This is a genomic window from Mitsuaria sp. 7 (assembly GCF_001653795.1).
Classification (GTDB): Bacteria; Pseudomonadota; Gammaproteobacteria; order Burkholderiales; family Burkholderiaceae_C; genus Roseateles.
Map to the genome: position 1 here is coordinate 3,851,532 of NZ_CP011514.1, position 19,280 is coordinate 3,870,811.

Consider the following 19,280-nt stretch of genomic DNA (forward strand, 5'->3'; position numbering starts at 1 on the left):
GATGAACACCACGTGACGAGGGACACGCCACATCACGATGCAAGCCACTGCGATCCCCATGACCATCGTCCTCGTCGAGGACTCGCTGACCATCCGCCGCCAGCTGCTGCAGCGGTTAGACACGGTGCCGGGGCTGCGCGTGGTCGGTGAAGCCGCCGACGAAGCCACCGCGCTGACGCTGATCGGCCACCTGCGGCCGGACGCCGTGCTGCTGGACCTCTCGCTCGCGCAGGGCGGCTCCGGGCTGGCGGTGCTGAAGGCGCTGCGCAAGCAGGGTTACGCGGGGCAGGTCCACGTGCTCTCGCACCAGACCGACGCCTACCGTGCGGCCGTGCTGGCGGCCGGCGCGAACGGCTTCTTCGACAAGGCCGAGGAACTCGACGTGATGCTGAGCCACCTGATGGGCCAGCAGCAGGTGCCCGCGCCGGAGCCGCTTTCTCCGGCGGCGCTGCGGGAGCGGCTGGACCAGACGGTGAAGCTGGCGATGCGGGACGGCTCGGAGGTCGTCGTGCACGTGCTCGCGGGCCCGGCCGCCTCGCTCCCGCCCCTGGCCGCGCAACTGATCGCGGGGCTCGACGGCGGCGACCTGGTGGGCTGGAGCGGCGCGCCGGGCGATGCGCAGCTCTGCGTCGTCCAGATCGACAGCGACGACACGCCCACGCTGCGGGAGCGGCTGGACGTGCTGGCGCCGGGCACGCGACTGGGACAGGCCCGGCTGCCGGACGACGCGCTCTCCGCCGGCGGACTGGTGGCCGTCGCCGAGCTCCGGGCGCTGGGGAAGCTGCCCTCCTGAGCGTGTGACGGGATCGCGACGGGGCGCATGACCCGAACGGGTCAACGCCCCCAGGTCATTCCCCGACTTGAACCCCGGCCTTCGGGCGCCTAAGTTCGGCGATCAGCTGAAATATCGTCTCGGCGGCACCACCGTGCCCGTCGGGCACTTGAGTTGCCCCCTCCGACTGGATTACTCTCCGTCGCAGGAGGTCAACGACCGTGGACGTTCTCCAGCTGGACATCTCGGGCCGACCGCAGGCCTGGATCTCGTCGAAGGAAGCAGCGGTGCTGTACGCCAGCGACGCCATCGCGTGGACACTGGGCGCGCCCTTCCACGTCCTGCGCGGCGGGTACCAGCGGCTCACCGGGCTGCAGTCGCGCATCGAGCTGCACCCGATCGTGGCAGTCCGCGGCGCGGTCCCCAGCCGCGCCTGGCGCCAGGCGCCGGCGCTGTCCAACTTCAAGCTCTTCGCGCGGGATCGCCATGTCTGCGCGTACTGCGGGCACGTGCTCCATTCCGACCTGCTGACGCGGGAGCACATCCAGCCGGTGTCGCGCAACGGGCGGGACTCGTGGATGAACTGCATCACCGCCTGCCGAGCCTGCAACGGCCGCAAGGGCAACCGCACGCCCGAAGAGGCGAACATGGCGCTGCTCTACCTGCCCTATGTGCCCAGCCTGCACGAGGACATGATCCTGCGCGGCCGCCGCATCGTGGCGGACCAGATGGAGTTCCTGCTGGCGAGCGTGCCCAAGTCGTCGCGGCTGTACGTCTCGTAGCGCGCCGCAACGCCGGACACTACGCCTCGTAGAGATCCTCCACGCGGATCGGCAGATGCCGCACGCGACGGCCCGTCGCGTGGAACACCGCGTTGGCCACCGCCGCCGCGACACCCACCATGACGACCTCCCCCAGGCCCTTCACGCCCTGCGCGTTGAGCTTGGGATCGGGCTCGTCGATGAAGTCGACGTCGATGCGACCGATGTCCGCCGCGACCGGGATCACATACTCCGCCAGATCCGCATTGAGGAAGCCGCCGTGACGCGGGTCCACCTCGCTGATCTCGCGCAGCGAGGCGCCGATGCCCCAGACCACGCCGCCTTCCACCTGGCTGCGCGCGGTGCGCCGGCTGACGACGCGGCCGCAGTCGATGACGCTCGCGCACCGGGCCACGCGGATGCGGCGCGTGGCCGGCTCGACGTGGACCTCGATGAAGTGGGCCGCGTAGCTGAAGGCGACGAAGTCCGGATACACCGGCCCCGCCGCCGCCGGCAGGCCGCCGTCCAGCCGGCCGAAGACCTGTTCGGGCTGCCCCGGCGCGCGCGTCTGGCTGCGGGCTTCGGCGACGTCCTGTCCGCTGGCCTTGAGCAGGTCGAGCAGGCTGCCACTGCCTTTCACGTCTGCCTTCACGTCTGCCTGCGCGCCGGCCTTCGCCCGCAGGTTCTCCATCAGGCGGCGACATGCCTCCTCGACGGCCGGCAACACGGTCGCCGTGCCCCAGGACCCCGCAGTGACATGCTGGGGCGCGAACTGCGTGTCGCCGATGCGGATCTCGATGGCACCGACCGGGGCGCCGGTGAGGCGCGCCACGCTCGTGGCGATCGCGGTACGCATGCCCTGCCCCATCTCATGACCGCCCACCGACACCTGCAGCCGACCCGAGGCGTCGAGCCGCACATGCGCCCGAGCCGGCGCGGAAGCCGCCTTGTAGGCGCCGATCGCGACGCCCAGGCCGACCAACGTGCCGTCCGGCAGGCTCATCGACCGGGGCGCGGCGCTGCGGCGCTTCCAGCCGATGAGGTCGGCGCCCCGACGCAGGCATGCGGCGACATGGCGCGACGAATGCGGCTTGCCGGTCAGCGGATCGGTCGTGCCGTCGTTCAGCAGGCGCAGCGCGACCGGATCGATGCCCGTGGCCGTCGCCAGTTCGTCCATGGCCAGTTCGAACGCGAAGACCGAGGGATGCTCGTGGGGGCCACGCATGAACCCCGGTGTCTGGACGTCGGTGCGGATCAGCCGGTCGGCGCTGCGGAAGTGCTTGATGTCGTAGAGCCGCGCGGTGGTGTCGCTCCCGGTGGAGGGGAAATAATCGTGACGCGAGGTCTGCTGGTCCGTCTCGTGGATCGCCGCCAGCACGCGCCCCTGCCGATCGGCGCCCAGGCGCACACGCTGCACGCTGCGCGGTCGGAAGGCGCTGTTGTGGAAGAGCAGCGCGCGCGGCACGACCAGCTTCACCGGCCTGCCCAGCCGGCGCGCGGCGATGGCCACCAGCACCGTCTGCGACTGCAGCGAGTTCTTCTGCCCGAAGCCGCCGCCTATCGTCGGCGACATCACGCGCACGGCGGACGGCGGGAGGCCGAGCTGACGCGCCAGACCGTGGCGCACGGACTCGGCGTTCTGCGTGGGCTCATGGACGATCAGCGTGTCGCCGTCCCAGAGAGCGAGCGTGGCGATCAGCTCCATCGGGTTCTGGTGTTGCGCCGGCATCTGCGCGGTGACATCGATGCGCACCGGCGCCTGCGCGAAGACCGTGTCCGCGTCGCCGACCCGCTTGTCGGCGAAGGGTGGGAGCGGCAGCGCCGCGGGTTGTCCGATCGTCTGGGCGCCGGGCGATTCCGGCGTCGCGGCGACAGGCGCCGGCGTGATGCGCGCCGAGACGCGCTGCGCGCCTTCGCGGGCGGCCTCGAGCGACTCCGCCACCACCAGCGCGATGTACTGGCCGCGGTAGGCGATGTCCAGGCTCGCCAAAGGCTGCAGGCTCTGGAAGCCGAAGCCGCCGCCCATCAGGAAGCCGGCGCCCTGCAAGGGTCCGATGTTGGCGTGCGTGAGCACGAGCCGCACGCCCGGCACGCGCTCCGCCGCCGTCGTGTCGATCGCGTCGATGCGACCGCGGCCCACGGGCGCCGGCACCAGCGCGGCATGCAGCACGCCGGCGGGGACGTGGTCGGCCACGTAGCGGGTCGCGCCGCGCACCTTGTCCCGCGCGTCGACGCGCTCGGGTCCGTCGCGGCGGCTGCCGGAAATGGAGGAGGACGTCGCCATGTCAGAGCCTTTCCTTGGATTGCATCAGCGCGTCGGTCAGCGTGTCGATCCCGAGCGCGACCTTGAAGCGGTTGTGCGGCAGCGGCCGCGCGTCGGCGAAGACCAGCTCGGCAGCCTGGCGCGCGGAGTCGCGGGTCAGCGCGCGACCGCGCAGGTGGCGTTCCGCCGCGGCGGCGCGCCAGGGCCGCGTGGCGACGCCGCCAAGCCCGATGCGCACGTCGATGACCTGCCCCGCCGTCATCTGCAGGCCGACGGCGGCCGACACCAGCGCGAAGGCGTAGGACTCGCGGTCGCGGACCTTGTGATAGACCGAGGCCTTCATCGCCGGAGAGCGCGGGATGCGGATCGCCACGATCAGTTCATCCGACGCCAGCTGCGTTTCCAGGTGCGGCGTGTCACCGGGTTCGCGATGCAGTTCGATGAACGGCACGCTGCGCGCACCGCGCGGGCTGCGCAGGTCGACCACCGCGTCGAAGGCGACCAGCGCGATGGCGAGATCACCGGGATAGGTCGCGATGCACTGGGAGCTGCCGCCGAACAGCGCATGGCCGCGGTGGGCGCCCTCCAGCGCAGAGCAGCCGGTGCCGGGCTCGCGCTTGTTGCACGGGTAGGCGGGCGTGCCGCGGAAGTAGGCGCAGCGGGTGCGCTGCAGCAGGTTGCCGCCCAGCGTGGCCATGTTGCGGATCTGCTGCGACGCGGCCTTCCACAGCGACTCGCTGAGCGCGGGGAACTCGCCGCGCACGCGCTCGTGGTCGGCGATCTCGCCCATCGTCATGCCGGCGCCCAGGCGCCATTCGGTGCGGCCGAAGTCCATCGTGCGCAGGTCCTGGCAACGCGTCACGTCGATCAGCGCGGTGGGCGCCTCGACGTTCAGCTTCATCAGGTCGAAGAGCGTGGTGCCGCCCCCGAGGTAGCGGACACCGGGCGCCTCGCCGGCCGCGCGTCGCGCGAGCACGGCGTCCGCGCTGTCGGGGCTGCCGTAGCTGAAGTCACGCATGGTCGCCTCCCTTCATCCGCCGGGCGCCGTCGCGCACCGCCTCGAGGATGGCGACATAGGCGCCGCATCGACAGAGGTTGCCGCTCATGTACTCGCGGATCTGGTCGTCGGTCTGCGCGTGGCCTTCGCGCACGCACGCGATGGCGGCCATGATCTGGCCGGGCGTGCAGTAGCCGCATTGCAGCGCGTCGTGGTCGATGAAGGCTTGCTGCATCACGTGCAGCGCGCCGTCGGCGCGCTCCAGCCCTTCGATCGTGCGGACCTCGCGGCCGTCGCATTTCGCCGCCAGCGTCAGGCACGACGCCACGCGGCGGCCGTCGACGTGCACGGTGCAGGCGCCGCACTGGCCGTGGTCGCAGCCCTTCTTGGTGCCGGTCAGCTGCAGGTCTTCGCGCAGCACGTCCAGCAGCGAGGCGCGCGCCTCGATCCGCAGCGCATGCGGACGGCCGTTGACCACGACCTCGCAGCGCGGCGCGCCCGCGGGCGGTGCGGCGGCGGGACCGGGAGCGGCGCATCCGGCGGTCAGCGCCGGACCCGCGACGCTCGCGGTGGTGACCATGAACGCCCGGCGATCGAGGGTCGTGGCGGGGGAGGAATCACTCATCGGAGGGTCCTTCGACAGGGGGAATGCGCGAGACTAGGGGCCCGAGAAGCGCCTGTGAAGTACGCACTTTTCGGGCGCCTGATTACCCGCCGGTAACCTTTGGACCCCGTCATGACCACGCCGACATCGCCCGCCGCTCCCCCGCATCACTTCGTCCATCCCCACAGCGGCGAAGCACTGTCACCGGAGATCGAAGGCGTGGTCCGCGACATCATCGGCAGGGTCGCGGACAAGTGGTCGCTGATCGCGCTGGAGGTGCTGACGGAGCATGGCCGGCTGCGGTTCACCGAGGTCCGGCAGCGCGTCGGGGGGGTGAGTCAGAAGGTGCTGACGCAGGTGCTGCGCGGGATGGAGGAGGACGGCCTGCTCACGCGCACCGTGCATGCGGAGGTGCCGCCCCGCGTGGAATACGAGCTGACGCTGCTGGGACGCGAATTGAGCCGCGCGCTGTGTGGCGTGTGGCAATGGGCCGAGCGCCATCGGGACGAGATTGCACAGGCGCGGCAACGCTTCGCATCGCGCCTTGAAGGCAAGGTTGCCCGGAGCGCCTGAGCCCGTCCTCCGACGGGCAAAGGATTTGCCCGTGTCGACGGTGCAGTCGTCCGCCCTGGCTTAAGAGCCCCCAAAGCCGGCTGCTGTAGAGTCGCTGCATGCCTCTTCGAGGACGCGGCATGCCGCCTGCCGTCGAGGTAAAGACTTGTTGCCTGGTCAACGGAACCTCACGGATGTTCGTTGGCCGTGCATCGATTGGAGAACCGAGATGAAGAAGCTGCTGATTGCCACGATGGTGGTGGCCCTGGCCGCCTGCACGACCACGAATCCTGACGTGATCCAGCGCGGCGACGCGCAGCGCCTGTCGCAGGTGCAGGACGCGACAGTGCTGTCCTGGCGGCCGGTGACGGTCGACGGCTCGCAGAGCGGCGTCGGCGCCGTCGCGGGCGCGGTGGCGGGCGGCGTGGCCGGCGGCAGCGTCGGCGGCAGCCGCGAGGGCGTGATCGTCGGCGTGCTGGGCGCGGTGGCCGGCGCGGCACTGGGCAACGCGGTGGAGCGCGGCACGACGAAGGAACAGGCCGTCGAGATCCTGCTGCAGCTGCGCAACGGCGAACGCCGCGCGATCGTCCAGGCGCAGGGCAACGAGAACTTCGCCTCCGGCGAGCCGGTGATCATCGTCACCACGGGCGGCAAGTCGCGCGTGATGCGCGCGCCGCAGGCGACGCGGACGAACTGAGCATCACTCAGGCGAGCGTTGAACGCTCATCGCGACGAAGGGGCCTCACGGCCCCTTATGTCGTTTCTGGATGCAAGTTCAACCTTGGTTGATCGCAGCTGCCCGCACCGCAGGCAATTGCCTCAGCAGGTCGACGAGATGAACCTCCACCGTGTCCCAGATCATGTGTATGTTGATGTCGATGGCGCGATGGGCAATCCGATTGCGCAATCCCCTCATGAGGCCCCACGGCAGGTGCGCATTGCCGGCGAGGAACGCCTCATGCTCCGCCAACAACCTCGCCGCTGCTTCTTCCCAACACCAGGATATTGAAGAGCACCGCGTGTTGCGTCTTCTTGTCTTCCAGAAAATCGGCCTTGCGGAGTCCGTCCACATGGTCGCACGCGAAGATCGCAGCTTCCTGCATGTGTTCCAAATGGTCGACCAAGGTGAAACGGCTCATACAGGCCGCGCCTCGGCAAGAACCTGACTGCGATATTTGATCGGCACCTCTGGGGGCGTGAGCAGGCACACGGGAACGCCCAGCAGCTCTTCCAGGTCGTTGTAGAGACCACCCAGATGGAACAGTGTGGCCCCAGGCAGCGCGTCCACCAACAAGTCGAGTTCCTCGTTGTCCTGATCCTTGCCATGCACCACCGAGCCGTACACACGCAGGTTTGTGGTGGGATATCGGGCCACGATCGCAGCCAATTGGTCTCGCTTCAGAGCGAGTGCTTCAGAGGGCTTCATTCACGCTCCTTCCGCTGCGGCAACATCACCGCAGTCAGAAAAGAATAAGCCCGCTCCGACCCGCTCAAAACGAGCGGTGTTGCGGAATCACTTCACCCGCTGCTTCTCCAGCTTGCGTGCCAGCGTGCGCCGGTGCATGCCCAACCGCCGCGCGGTCTCGGAGATGTTGAAGTCCGTCGCCGCCAGCGTCTCGTGGATGTGTTCCCACTCCAGCGTCTTGATGGACGTCGTCGCGCGGTCGGTGACCTCCACCTCGGCATCGCCCTGCGCGCGTGAGAACGCGGCCTCGATGTCGTCGGTGTTCGCCGGCTTGGCCAGGTAGTGCCGCGCGCCGAGCTTGATCGCCTCCACCGCCGTCGCGATGCTCGCGTAGCCTGTGAGCACCACGATCACCATCTCCTGGTCGTGCTCGTGCAGCGTCTGCACGCAGGCCAGGCCCGAGCCGCCGCCCGCGAGCTTCAGGTCGACGACCGCGTACTCCGGCGCCTCCTCCGGGCCGCGGTCGGTCAGCAGCTTCTGCACCTGCTCCACGCTCGTCGCGCGCAGCACCTGATAGCCGCGGCGCTCGAACGAGCGCGACAGCGTGCGCGCGAACGCGTCGTCGTCCTCGACGATCAGCAGCAGGCGGTCGGTATCCGCGATCAGGTCATCCGGCGTCATGGGCAGCATTGTCGGGGAGTCCAAGGGGCGCCAGTGCGGACAGGGGCATGCGGATTTCCACCTCGGCACCGCCCCCCTCCTCCGCCAGCCGGTTGCGCGCCTGCAGCGTGCCGCCCAGCGAGCGCACCACGTTCAGCGCGAGGAACAGCCCCAGCCCGCCGCCCGCGCGGCCCTTGCTCGATTGATAGGGCTTGCCGAAGCGCCCCAGCATCTCCGGCAGGAAGCCGGCGCCCCGGTCGCTCACGCGCAGCACCAGCCCGCCGTCCTCGACGAGCGCGCGCAGCGTCACCGGCCGGCCCGGCGCGGCCTCCAGCGCGTTGTCCAGCACGTTGTCGATCATCTGCTTGAGCCCGACGTCCGACACGATGCGCACCTTCGGCAGGTCCGGCGCGGGCAGGTACTCGAGGCCGTGATGCGGCCGCGTCGCGCGCCAGTGCTCGGCCAGGTCGTCGAGGAAGGCCTGCAGCGTGGTCACCACCGGCGATTCGCCGCGCAGCTCGCCCGCCGACATCAGGATCCCGCTGACGATCGCCTTGCAGCGGCGCAGCTGGATCTGCATCTCCTCGATCTCCTCGCGCAGTTCGGGATCGCCAGCGAAGGGCGCCATCCGCGACCAGTCGCCCAGGATCACCGACAGCGTCGCCAGCGGCGTGCCGAGCTCGTGCGCCGCGCCCGAGGCCAGCAGGCCCATGCGGACGATGTGCTCCTCTTCGGCCGCGCGCTGGCGCAGGTCGGCCAGCCGCGCGTCGCGCTGGCGCAGGTTGCGCCCGATGCGCTGGATGAAGATCACCAGCAGCGCCGCGTTGATCGCGAAGCAGATCAGCAGGCCGCCGATGTAGTGCGTCGGCAGCGCCAGCCCTTCCATGTCGGGCACCAGCAGCGGCTGGTGCCACTGCGTCAGCGCGACGAAGCAGCCGCCCGTCACCGCCACCGTGAACCAGATGTAGCGCGAGGGCAGCAGCACCGCGCCCACCGCGATCTGCAGCAGGAACAGGAAGATGAAGGGATTGGTGACGCCGCCGCTGTAGTACAGCTGGCCGCTCAGCACGGCGATGTCGACGAGCAGGCCGGCGAAGAGCTCGGCGTTGCGCACGCTGGGCACCCAGCGCGTGCGCAGCCAGCAGGCGACGTTGAACAGCACCAGGATCGCCAGCAGCGTCAGCATCTCCGGCATCGGCAGCCGGATGTGCAGCGCGAAGTGCACCGACAGCACCGTGCCGAACTGCCCCGCCGCCGCCAGCCAGCGCAGTTGCACCAGCTGCTGCAGGTTGTTGCGGCCGGCTTGCAGTGCACCCTCGCCCGAAGAGCCCTCGATGCCCAGCGCGCCCGCCGCACCGTCCAGGTAGCGGCTGTCGTCGGGGTGGTCGTCGTCCGGATCGGGACGGCTCAGCGGCATGGTCGCGGCCTCAGTCCTGGGCATCCGGACGGGCGTCGAGCCCGTCGTCCGCATCGGCGTCGGCACCGCGCCAGGGTCGGCTGTCATCGCCATCGATCCCAGACCTGCGGCGCTCCACGCGCCACAGCCAGAACCCGACGCCGGCCAGCATCGCCGCCATCGCAAACCACGTCAGCGCGTACTGCAGGTGATGGTTGTTGAAGCGCACCACCGTGAGCCCGCCGCGCGGCCATTGCGTCTGGTCGTCCGCCGCGGCGGCATCGACGAAGTACGGCGCCACCGGGCCCTCGACGACCTTCCTCGCCTTGGCGATCGCGCCGACATCGCGCGAGTACCAGCGGTCCTGCGCCGGCTCGTTCTTGCGCAGCAGGCTGCCGTCAGGCTCCGTCAGACGCAGCAGGCCGATGACCTTGTCTTCGCCCTGCGTCTCCGACGCGGTGCGCGACGCGCGGGTCTTGAACTCCGGCGGGACGAAGCCGCGGTTGACCAGCACCCAGTCGCCTCGCTCGGTCCGCAGCGGCGTGAGCACCCAGTAGCCGGTGCCGAGCTCGGTGCTCGCGCCGACGAGCGTCTCGCGCGAGTGGTCGAAGGTGCCGGTGAGCGCGACCTTGCGGTACTCGTCACCATCCTTCGTGATCGCGGCCCAGCGGTCCGCGCCGGGCGCGCGCTCGGGCGCCGCGGCCAGACGCTTGTCGAGCCGCGCGATCAGGTCTTCCTTCCACGCCAGCCGCTGCACCTGCCAGACGCCGAGCGACATGAACACCGCAAACGAAAGGGCCGCGCCCAGCAGCAGCGCCCAGAAGGCGATGCCGCGGCGCGGCCGCTGCGGTTCCGTGAGGAACGCGGTCATCAGGGCATGTTGCGCATGTCGTGGACCGGCATCATGTTGCTGTTCAGGTGGAACATCACCCAGATCGAGCCGGCCAGCATGATCACCACGACGGCGATCGTGAAGATCAGCGACAGCATGGACCAGCCGCCCTCGACCTTCGAGTTCATGTGCAGGAAATAGACCATGTGGACCACGATCTGCACGGCCGCGAAGCCCAGCAGCACGATGCCCATCGCCGCCGACGACGAGATCGACTTCGTCATCACCAGGAAGAACGGGATCGCCGTCAGGATCAGCGACAGCAGGAAGCCGATCAGGTAGCCCTTGACGGTGGCGTGGTAGCCGACGTCCTCGTGGTCGTCGTGGCCATGCGCGTCATGGCCGTGGTCGTGTTGGTGGTTGTTGCTCACGGCAGCACTCCCATCAGATAAACGAAGGTGAAGACGCCGATCCAGATCACGTCCAGGAAGTGCCAGAACATCGACAGGCAGATCAGGCGACGCTTGTTCTCCTTGGTCAGGCCCAGCTTGCTGACCTGGATCATCAGCGTCACCAGCCAGATGCAGCCGAAGGTGACGTGCAGGCCGTGCGTGCCGACCAGCGTGAAGAACGAGGACAGGAACGCGCTGCGCTGCGGACCCGCGCCTTCATGGATCAGGTGCGCGAACTCATAGAGTTCCACCGCCAGGAAGCACAGGCCGAGCACGCCGGTGACCGCCAGCCAGGCCAGCGTGCCGGTCTTCTTGTTGCCCAGCATCTTGATCATGGCGAAGCCATAGGTGATCGAAGAGAGCAGCAGGAAACCGGTGTTCAGCGCCACCAGCGGCAGGTCGAAGAGGTCGGCGCCCGACGGGCCGGCCGCGTAGCTGCGGCCCAGCACCGCATACGTCGCGAACAGCACCGCGAAGATGAGGCAGTCGCTCATCAGGTAGATCCAGAACCCGAGCAGCGTGCCGTGCTGCGGGTGATGGTCGCCGTTGTCGTAGAACACCGGCGCGCCGGTGTCGTTCGTCAGGGTCGTTGCTTGCATTTGGAGTTCGCTCGCTGCGGAATCAGGCCTGGGCGGCCAGCACCTTGGTGCGGGCTTCTTCCGTGCGGGCCACTTCATCCGCGGGGATGTAGTAGTCGCGCTTGTAGTTGAAGGTGTGGACGATCGCCGCGATGACGGTCACCGCGAAGGCGACCCCCGCCACCAGCCACATGTGCCAGATCAGGGCGAAGCCGAACAGCGTCGACAGGCCGGCCAGGATCACGCCGGCGCCGGTGTTCTTCGGCATGTGGATCTCCTTGAAGCCGCCGACCGGACGCTGGTGGCCGCGGGTCTTCATGTCGTGCCAAGCGTCGTGGTCGTGGACCACCGGCGTGAACGCGAAGTTGTACTGCGGCGGGGGCGACGAGGTCGACCACTCCAGCGTGCGGCCCTGCCACGGATCGCCGTCGAAGTCGCGCAGCTGGTCGCGCTTGAAGTAGCTCACCACCAGCTGGATCAGGAAGCTGCCGATGCCCGCGGCGATCAGCAGCGCGCCGAAGGCGGCGATCTGGAACCAGATCTGGAAGGACGGATCGTCGAAGTGGCTCATGCGGCGCGTCACGCCCATCAGGCCCAGCACGTACAGCGGCGTGAAGGCGACGAAGAAGCCGATCTGCCAGAACCAGAACGAGCACTTGCCCCAGAACGGATCCAGCTTGTAGCCGAAGGCCTTGGGGAACCAGAACGAGATGCCCGCCAGCAGGCCGAACAGCACGCCGCCGATGATCACGTTGTGGAAGTGGGCGATCAGGAACAGCGAGTTGTGCAGCACGAAGTCGGCCGGAGGCACCGCCAGCAGCACGCCCGTCATGCCGCCGATCACGAAGGTGACCATGAAGCCGACGGTCCAGTACATCGGGACCTCGAACTTGATGCGGCCACGGTACATCGTGAACAGCCAGTTGAAGATCTTCGCGCCCGTCGGGATCGAGATGATCATCGTCGTGATGCCGAAGAACGAGTTGACGCTGGCCCCCGATCCCATCGTGAAGAAGTGGTGCAGCCACACGAGGTAGGACAGGATGGTGATCACGACGGTCGCGTACACCATCGACGCGTAGCCGAACAGCTTCTTCTGGCTGAAGGTGGACACCACTTCAGAGAAGATGCCGAAGGCCGGCAGCACCAGGATGTAGACCTCGGGGTGGCCCCAGATCCAGATCAGGTTGATGTACATCATGGCGTTGCCGCCAAGATCGGTGGTGAAGAAGTTGGTGCCGGCGTAACGGTCCAGCGACAGCAGCGCCAGGGCCGCGGTCAGGATCGGGAACGAGGCCACGATCAGGATGTTGGAGCACAGCGAGGTCCAGGTGAAGACCGGCATCTTCATCATGGTCATGCCCGGCGCGCGCATCTTGATGATGGTCGCGATCAGGTTGATGCCCGAGAGCGTGGTGCCCACCCCCGCGACCTGCAGCGACCAGATGTAGTAGTCCACCCCCACCCCCGGACTGGCGAGCAGCCCCGACAGCGGCGGGTAGGCCAGCCAGCCGGTGCGGGCGAATTCGCCGACGAACAGCGAGGCCATGCACAGCACGGCGCCGCCGGTGGTCATCCAGAAGCTGAAGTTGTTCAGGAAGGGGAAGGCCACGTCGCGCGCGCCGATCTGCAGCGGCACGACGTAGTTCATGAAGCCCGTGATCAGCGGCATCGCCACGAAGAAGATCATGATCACGCCGTGGGCGGTGAAGACCTGGTCGTAGTGGTGCGGGGGCAGGAAGCCCAGCTGGTCGCCGAAGGCGATGGCCTGCTGCGCGCGCATCATGAGCGCGTCGGCGAAGCCGCGCAGCAGCATGACCAGGCCCAGCACGATGTACATGATGCCGATCTTCTTGTGGTCGATGCTGGTCACCCAGTCGCGCCAGAAGGGGCCCCACAGGCGGAACTTCGTCATCAGCGCGAGGACGACCAGGCCGCCCAGCGCCACCATGGCGAAGGTGCCGATCAGGATCGGCTCGTGCAACGGGAGTGCCTCTAGGCTGAGGCGCCCGAAGATGAGCTTTTGAAGGTCAATCATCTTGGATCTCGGTAGTGCTTGCGATCCCGGCGCCGCTGGTCACGGCAGTTCGCAGTCGATGCGCCGGGGACGCCGATCAGTTACGGGTGGCCGAGGCCTGCCATTGCGAGGCGTACTGCCCCGCGTTGTCAGGCGTGCACAGCGCGGCCACGAAGATCCGCTTCTGCTCGTTGCTCCAGGACTTGCTGGCCAGGCCGTCGATGGCGCCCTTGCCCCCGCCGCCGGCCTTGTCGATGGCCATCATCTGGCCCATGCACATCTTGGCGCCGTCGACGCAGCGGTTGACGACCGCGTCGAACAGGCCGGGGGCGACGCTGGAGAAGCGACGCACCGGCTGACGCTCGGTGGGTTTCTCGAGGTCGAGGTACAGGTCCTTGGTCAGCGCGACGCCGTCGGCCTTGTTGCGCTCGACCCAGGCGGCGAACTCGTCGTTCGAAAGGCCGTGGAACTTGAAGCGCATGTGCGAGAAGCCGTCGCCGCTGAAGTTCGACGAGAAGCCGTCATACACGCCGGGCTTGTTGATCACGGCGTGGAGCTGGCTCTGCATGCCGGGCATCGCGTAGATCATGCCGGCCATGGCGGGCACGTAGAACGCGTTCATCACGGTCGACGAGCTGATCTTGAAGTGGATCGGGCGATCCACCGGCGCGACCAGTTCGTTCACGGTCGCCACGCCCTGGTCCGGATAGATGAACAGCCACTTCCAGTCCAGCGCCACGACCTCGACGTTCAGCGGCTCGACACCGGCGGGGATCGCGCGCTGCGCGTCCAGCCGCTCGAGCGGGCGGAAGGGGTCCAGCTTGTGGGTGCTGATCCAGGTCATCGCGCCCAGCGCGATGATGATCAGCAGCGGCGCGCCCCAGATGATCAGTTCCAGACGCGTCGAGTGGTCCCACTCCGGCGAGTAGGTCGCCTGGGTGTTGGACGCGCGGTAGCGGAAGGCGAAGACCAGCGTGAGGATGATCACCGGGACGATGATCAGCAGCATCAGCAGCGTCGATGCGACGATGAGCTGCGCCTGCTGGTTCGCGATGTCGCCCGAAGGTTTCATCACGACCATGTTGCAGGCGGTGAGGGGCAGCGCCAGGGCCAGCAGCCCGAGACGGGCCAGTGACCGGATGGGGCCGGCGGGACTTGTTTTTGCAGATGCTTTGAGGTACATGGGACTCAGCAGACCATCAGGCGTAGTTCACGCGGAACCCCCTTCCTCGCGCTCCCTTGGGGGGGGAGGCTCCCGACGTCCAAAACCTGGTGGGGGTTTCTTCCGAAGGGAAAGCGATAAAGGGGAAAACGACACTTGTCGACCGTTGCACGCCGGGCGCAGATTTTGCCCGATTGACCAAAGCTAACTATTGGACATTTTGTCCCAGGTAGGAGACGTATGAACAGCAGCACCCTTCCAACAGCCGGGCAACACCTGGCGACCGTGGGCCAGCCGCTGCCGCGAGGCAACGGGGTGGCGACCAAGGAGGAGCAGGACGCGGTCGCCCCGGGCGACATCGCGGTGGGCGTGGTCATCGGGCGGGCGTCGGAGTACTTCGATTTCTTCGTCTACGGCATCGCCTCGGTCCTGGTATTCCCCTCGATCTTCTTCCCGCACATGGAGCGGCTGGAGGGGACGCTGTACGCTTTCGCGCTGCTGGCGCTGGCCTTCGTCGTCCGCCCGATCGGCACGCTGGTGGGGATGGAGATCCAGCGGCGCTTCGGCCGCAGCGTGAAGCTGACGGTGGCGCTGTTCCTGCTGGGCATCTCGACCTGCACGATCGCCGTGCTGCCCGGCTTCAACACCTGGGGCGGCGCGGCCATCGGGCTGCTGGCGCTGTGCCGGATCGGTCAAGGCCTGGCCCTGGGCGGATCCTGGGACGGCCTGCCCTCGCTGCTGGCGCTGAATGCCCCCCCGGGCCGCCGCGGCTGGTACGCGATGCTGGGGCAGCTCGGCGCGCCGATCGGCTTCCTGATCGCCGCGGCGCTCTACGCCTACCTGTGGAGCAGCCTGGCCACCATCGACTTCCTGAGCTGGGGCTGGCGCTTCCCGTTCTTCGCCGCGTTCGCGATCAACGTGGTGGCGCTGTTCGCACGACTGCGCCTGGTCGTGACGCACGAGTACGAGAAGAACCTCGAGGAGCATGAGCTGGACCCCTGCGACGTCGACGAGCTGTTCGAGAAGCAGGGCACCACCCTGTTCATCGGCGCGTTCGCGGCGCTGGCCAGCTATGCGCTGTTCCACATCGTCACGGTGTTCCCGCTGTCGTGGGTGATGCTGTACGGCGACCAGAACGTCACCCAGTTCCTGATCGTGCAGATCATCGGCGCCTTGCTGGCGGCGGGCGCGATGCCCATCTCCGGGCTGATTGCCGACCGCATCGGCCGGCGCAGCACGCTGGGCATGCTGGCCACGACGATCGGTATCTTCAGCCTGTTCGCCCCCATCCTGCTGGACAGCGGCGCCATGGGCCAGAACATCTTCATCCTGGTCGGCTTCGTGCTGCTGGGGCTGTCGTACGGCCAGTCCTCGGGTGCGGTGACATCCAACTTCCTGCCCCACTTCCGCTACACGGGCGCGGCGCTGACCTCCGACCTGGCCTGGATCATCGGCGCGGCCTTCGCCCCGCTGGTGGCCCTGGGGCTGTCGGCCAAGTTCGGGCTGTGGGCGGTCACCGCCTACCTGCTGTCGGGCGCCATCGTGACCCTGGTGGCGCTGCGGACCAACCGCATGCTGACCATGAAGGACAAGGACTGACACCCGAACTCGCTACACGGGCTTGACAGCCCGCGACGCGAAAAAGCAACGGCCGATCGAAAGATCGGCCGTTTTTCTTTGGGTGCGGCCACTAACGATTGGAAAGACCCTACCGCATTAGATAGCAAGCTAACTAATTAGAATTGCGGTCATGACGTCCTCCAACCCCAAGCCCCCTCGCACCTTGACGCGGACCGCGCGCGAGACCGCGCTGATGTCCATCGGCATGACGCTGCCCGTGCTGGAGCGGGCGTACCGCGCGAAGGCGAACCTCGCCATGGCCCACGTGGGCCTGTCGCAGGCGCTGGCCTGGCCGCTGGTGATGATCGGCCGCAGCGGTGACGGTCTTCGCCAGGGCGAGCTGGCGACGCTGCTGAGCATCGAAGGGCCGTCGCTCACGCGATCGGTGGAGCAGTTGATCAGCGGTGGTTTCATCGAGCGCCACGAGGATCCCGACGACCGTCGCGCCAAGACGCTGCACCTGACCGCGCTGGGCGCCGACGCCTGCGAGCAGATCGAGGACACGCTGCGCGACCTGCGCAACGCGCTCTATGAGGGCATCACGGACGCCGACGTCGAAGCCGCGCTGCGCGTCTTCGCCACGCTGTCCGAACGCGTCGGCGCGCCGAAGGCGATCGTGCCGCCGCGGCGTAAGTAAGGCGGCCCGTCCAGCAGTACCACGGCCATGAAGCGCCCCTCCCTCTCCTTCCCTTCGCTGCGCATCCCGGCGCTGCGTCTGCCACGGCTGCCGCAACTGCCGGCCATGCTGCGGCCCGGCTTCACCCTCGCCGAATGGCTGTTCTCGTTCAAGGCCTTCGCCGCCGCGATGCTGGCGGTGTTCCTCGCGAGCTGGGCCGGCCAGCCGCGGCCGTTCTGGGCGCTGATGACGGCCTATGTCGTGGCGAACCCGCTGGCGGGCGCGGTGCGCTCGAAGGGGCTGTTCCGATTCATCGGCACGCTCATCGGCGGCACCGCCGCGGTGCTGCTGGTGCCGCGCTTCGCCAACGCGCCGGAGTTGCTGAGCCTGGCGCTCGCGCTGTGGGTGGCGGGCTGCCTGTGCCTGTCGCTGCGGGACCGCACGCCGCGCGCGTATGCGTTCATGCTGGCCGGCTACACGGCCGCGCTGATCGGGTTCCCGTCGGTGGACACGCCGCTGGCGATCTTCGACACCGCCGTCGCGCGCCTCGAGGAGATCGGCCTGGGCGTGCTGGCCGCGACGCTGGTGCACAGCGTCGTGCTGCCCAAGAGCCTGTCGAGCTCGGTGCTGGGACTGCTGGATCGCACGCTCGGCGACACGCGCGCCTGGCTGGGCGACATCGCCGCGCGACGAGACGGCGGCGCGGACCGTCGCCGTGTCGCCGGCGACATCACGCAGCTGCGGCTGCTGTCGATCCACATCCCGTTCGACACCAGCCATCTGCGCTGGACCGCCGACGCCGTGCACGGGATGCAGGACGGCGTGGCCGCGCTGACGCCGTTGCTGGCGGGCGTGGAGGACCGGTTGCAGGCCTTGGAGGCGCATGCCGCCACCGCGATCGAGCGCGACGCTCGCGACGAGCGCGGAGATCGCGGAGATCGCGGCAATCCCGACGCCCTTCCCGAGGATGTGCGCGCGCTGCTCGGCGCCATCGGCCCGTGGCTCTCGCTGCCGGCCGCCGCGGCAGAAGCGCAACTGCCCGCCCTGCGCGCGCAACTCGCCGCGCTGACCGGCGACGCGTCGCGCAGCCGACTCGCCGACGACCCCTGGGCGCGCCTGCTGCGCGTCGCGCTGGCGGAGCGGCTGGGCGAACTGCTGGCCGGCTGGCTGCATTGCATGCACCTGCGCGCCGACATCGACCGCGGCCTCGCGGGCGAGGCCATGCCGGCGCGGCGCGGTCCGGCGCTGAGCGGACCCAAGCTCCACCGCGACATGGGCATGGCGCTGTGGTCCGGCGCGGCCGCGCTGATCGCGATCCTCGTCTGCTGCGCGTTCTGGATCCTCACCGGCTGGCCGATGGGCTCGGCCGCCGCGATGATGGCGGCGATCTTCTGCTGCTTCTTCGCGGCGATGGACGACCCGGTGCCGGCCATCAACGGCTTCCTCCACTGGACCGTGCTGTCCATGCCCTTCGGCGCGCTGTACGTGCTGGTGCTGCTGCCGCTGGTGCAGGACATGTGGACGCTGATGGCCGTGTGCGCGCCCATGTTCCTGATCGTCGGCGCGTATGTCGGCCGGCCCTCGACCTTCGGCGCCGCGCTGCCCTTCCTGTTCGGCGTCATCGGCACGCTGGCGATGCACGACACCGCGCAGGCCGACCTGACCAGCTTCCTCAATTCGATGTCGGGCCAGCTGGCCGGCGTCTTCGTCGCGGCGCGGGTCACGCGGCTGATGCGCTCGGTCGGCGCGGACTGGAGCGCCCGCCGCATCCAGCGCACGACTTGGCGCGAGCTCGACGACCTCGCCCGCCTGCCGCGTTCCGCGGGCCGCGCGCAGGCCTACCTGCTGCGCATGCTGGACCGCATCTCGCTGCTGGCGCCGCGCGTCGCGCAGTCGGGCGGATCGGTGCCGGGCGTGCCCACCGACGACGCGCTGCACGACCTGCGCGTGGGCGCCGACCTCGTCGCGCTCCAGGCCGCGCGTGGCCGCTTGCCCAGCGAGTCCACGCTGCCGCTGCAGCCCTTGCTCACGGCGATCGGCGACTGGCAACGCGCACGCATCGCCGGCGACGCCGACGCGATCGCGTCGCCACCCGCGCTGCTGCTGGAGCGGCTGGACACGGCGCTCGCGCGGCTCGTCGAGGTCTACCCCGCTTCGCAGCCGCTGCCCGCTGCGGCGATCCCCGCGGCCAGCGCGCTGATGGGCCTGCGCCGCAACCTGTTCCCGGAGGCCCCCGTGCCTCGCCTGCCCGTCGACCTCACCGATTCCGCCGAGGACGTCGATGGGTCCGAGGGGATGAACTCGACCGATACGACCGATACGACCGATACGACCGATCTGAACAAGGAGAACCCGGCATGACCGGCGCTGTGGACTTCTTCGGGCTCTATCTGCCCTGGCTGATGCCGCTCGCGGCGTTGGCGCTGCTGGCGCTCTCCGCGGTGCGGCGTCTGCTGGCTGCGGTCGGCGCCTACCGCTGGATCTGGCATCCGGCGCTGTTCGACCTCGCGGTCTACGTGTTGCTGCTGTGGGGCTTGAGCGTCGTGTCGTTGCACCTGCTGCACGGACCAGGATGACGACATCGCCTTCAAAC

Annotated in this window: 21 protein-coding genes; 8 read left to right on the plus strand and 13 right to left on the minus strand. The window is 68.8% G+C overall.

Features of this window, described 5'->3' with window-relative positions:
- The first annotated feature begins 58 nt into the window (after positions 1-58).
- Both ABE85_RS16865 and ABE85_RS16870 read left to right on the plus strand, forming a co-directional pair.
- Entirely contained in the window at positions 59-793 is a 735-nt protein-coding gene (locus ABE85_RS16865) for a response regulator transcription factor (RefSeq protein WP_067277095.1), read from the plus strand.
- Positions 794-993: 200 nt separating this feature from the next.
- On the plus strand, positions 994-1,554 hold the full coding sequence (locus ABE85_RS16870) for an HNH endonuclease (RefSeq protein ID WP_067277099.1): 561 nt from the start codon (positions 994-996) through the stop codon (positions 1,552-1,554).
- 19 nt (positions 1,555-1,573) lie between these two features.
- Here the strand turns inward: ABE85_RS16870 and ABE85_RS16875 are convergent, their stop codons facing one another.
- The 3 genes from ABE85_RS16875 to ABE85_RS16885 are packed head-to-tail and all read right to left on the minus strand — an operon-like array spanning position 1,574 to position 5,418.
- A complete protein-coding gene (locus ABE85_RS16875) occupies positions 1,574-3,817 on the minus strand; it encodes a xanthine dehydrogenase family protein molybdopterin-binding subunit (protein ID WP_067277101.1) in 2,244 nt (747 codons plus the stop codon).
- 1 nt (position 3,818) lies between these two features.
- A complete protein-coding gene (locus tag ABE85_RS16880) occupies positions 3,819-4,814 on the minus strand; it encodes a xanthine dehydrogenase family protein subunit M (protein WP_067277105.1) in 996 nt (331 codons plus the stop codon).
- Positions 4,807-5,418 (minus strand): (2Fe-2S)-binding protein, encoded by a 612-nt coding sequence (locus tag ABE85_RS16885; protein WP_082938689.1) that lies wholly within the window; start codon positions 5,416-5,418, stop codon positions 4,807-4,809. The genes ABE85_RS16880 and ABE85_RS16885 overlap by 8 nt, the downstream gene beginning before the upstream one ends.
- Positions 5,419-5,529: 111 nt before the next feature.
- On the opposite strand from ABE85_RS16885, the gene ABE85_RS16890 reads away from it, so the two are divergent.
- Complete coding sequence (locus tag ABE85_RS16890; RefSeq protein ID WP_067277108.1) at positions 5,530-5,970, plus strand: helix-turn-helix domain-containing protein; 441 nt, start codon at positions 5,530-5,532, stop codon at positions 5,968-5,970.
- 208 nt (positions 5,971-6,178) lie between these two features.
- Positions 6,179-6,646 (plus strand): glycine zipper 2TM domain-containing protein, encoded by a 468-nt coding sequence (locus ABE85_RS16895; protein ID WP_067277111.1) that lies wholly within the window; start codon positions 6,179-6,181, stop codon positions 6,644-6,646.
- A 78-nt stretch (positions 6,647-6,724) separates the two neighbouring features.
- On the opposite strand, the gene ABE85_RS28020 is transcribed toward ABE85_RS16895, so the two are convergent.
- From ABE85_RS28020 to cyoA, 10 genes are all read right to left on the minus strand, one after another.
- The gene (locus ABE85_RS28020; protein WP_082938690.1) at positions 6,725-6,919 is read right to left on the minus strand and encodes a DUF86 domain-containing protein; all 195 of its coding nucleotides are present in this window, start codon (positions 6,917-6,919) and stop codon (positions 6,725-6,727) included.
- Complete coding sequence (locus tag ABE85_RS28025) at positions 6,906-7,088, minus strand: hypothetical protein (RefSeq protein ID WP_082938691.1); 183 nt, start codon at positions 7,086-7,088, stop codon at positions 6,906-6,908. The genes ABE85_RS28020 and ABE85_RS28025 overlap by 14 nt, the downstream gene beginning before the upstream one ends.
- Positions 7,085-7,375 (minus strand): nucleotidyltransferase family protein, encoded by a 291-nt coding sequence (locus ABE85_RS16905; protein WP_067277113.1) that lies wholly within the window; start codon positions 7,373-7,375, stop codon positions 7,085-7,087. Before ABE85_RS16905 ends, ABE85_RS28025 begins: the two co-directional genes overlap by 4 nt.
- Positions 7,376-7,462: 87 nt before the next feature.
- A complete protein-coding gene (locus ABE85_RS16910; RefSeq protein ID WP_067282930.1) occupies positions 7,463-8,035 on the minus strand; it encodes a response regulator transcription factor in 573 nt (190 codons plus the stop codon).
- A complete protein-coding gene (locus ABE85_RS16915; RefSeq protein ID WP_231993110.1) occupies positions 8,022-9,518 on the minus strand; it encodes an ATP-binding protein in 1,497 nt (498 codons plus the stop codon). The genes ABE85_RS16910 and ABE85_RS16915 overlap by 14 nt, the downstream gene beginning before the upstream one ends.
- Positions 9,442-10,281 carry an SURF1 family protein gene (locus ABE85_RS16920; protein WP_067277116.1) on the minus strand — a complete coding sequence of 280 codons (840 nt, stop codon included), beginning with the start codon at positions 10,279-10,281 and terminating at the stop codon, positions 9,442-9,444. Before ABE85_RS16920 ends, ABE85_RS16915 begins: the two co-directional genes overlap by 77 nt.
- A complete protein-coding gene (gene cyoD, locus ABE85_RS16925) occupies positions 10,281-10,673 on the minus strand; it encodes a cytochrome o ubiquinol oxidase subunit IV (protein WP_067277118.1) in 393 nt (130 codons plus the stop codon). The genes ABE85_RS16920 and cyoD overlap by 1 nt, the downstream gene beginning before the upstream one ends.
- Positions 10,670-11,293 (minus strand): cytochrome o ubiquinol oxidase subunit III, encoded by a 624-nt coding sequence (gene cyoC, locus ABE85_RS16930; protein WP_067277119.1) that lies wholly within the window; start codon positions 11,291-11,293, stop codon positions 10,670-10,672. Before cyoC ends, cyoD begins: the two co-directional genes overlap by 4 nt.
- Positions 11,294-11,315: 22 nt before the next feature.
- Positions 11,316-13,310, minus strand: coding sequence for a cytochrome o ubiquinol oxidase subunit I (cyoB, locus tag ABE85_RS16935; RefSeq protein WP_067277120.1), 1,995 nt, complete (start codon positions 13,308-13,310; stop codon positions 11,316-11,318).
- Between the two features lie 76 nt (positions 13,311-13,386).
- Positions 13,387-14,472 (minus strand): ubiquinol oxidase subunit II, encoded by a 1,086-nt coding sequence (gene cyoA, locus ABE85_RS16940; protein WP_067277121.1) that lies wholly within the window; start codon positions 14,470-14,472, stop codon positions 13,387-13,389.
- Positions 14,473-14,691: 219 nt separating this feature from the next.
- Between cyoA and ABE85_RS16945 the strand changes: the two genes are divergently transcribed.
- From ABE85_RS16945 to ABE85_RS16960, 4 genes are all read left to right on the plus strand, one after another.
- Positions 14,692-16,050, plus strand: a complete 1,359-nt coding sequence (locus ABE85_RS16945; RefSeq protein ID WP_082938692.1) for an MFS transporter — start codon at positions 14,692-14,694, stop codon at positions 16,048-16,050.
- 151 nt (positions 16,051-16,201) lie between these two features.
- A complete protein-coding gene (locus ABE85_RS16950; protein WP_067277122.1) occupies positions 16,202-16,708 on the plus strand; it encodes a MarR family winged helix-turn-helix transcriptional regulator in 507 nt (168 codons plus the stop codon).
- 27 nt (positions 16,709-16,735) lie between these two features.
- Complete coding sequence (locus ABE85_RS16955) at positions 16,736-19,048, plus strand: FUSC family protein (RefSeq protein WP_067277124.1); 2,313 nt, start codon at positions 16,736-16,738, stop codon at positions 19,046-19,048.
- On the plus strand, positions 19,045-19,263 hold the full coding sequence (locus ABE85_RS16960; RefSeq protein ID WP_067277126.1) for a DUF1656 domain-containing protein: 219 nt from the start codon (positions 19,045-19,047) through the stop codon (positions 19,261-19,263). The genes ABE85_RS16955 and ABE85_RS16960 overlap by 4 nt, the downstream gene beginning before the upstream one ends.
- Positions 19,264-19,280: the final 17 nt, after the last annotated feature.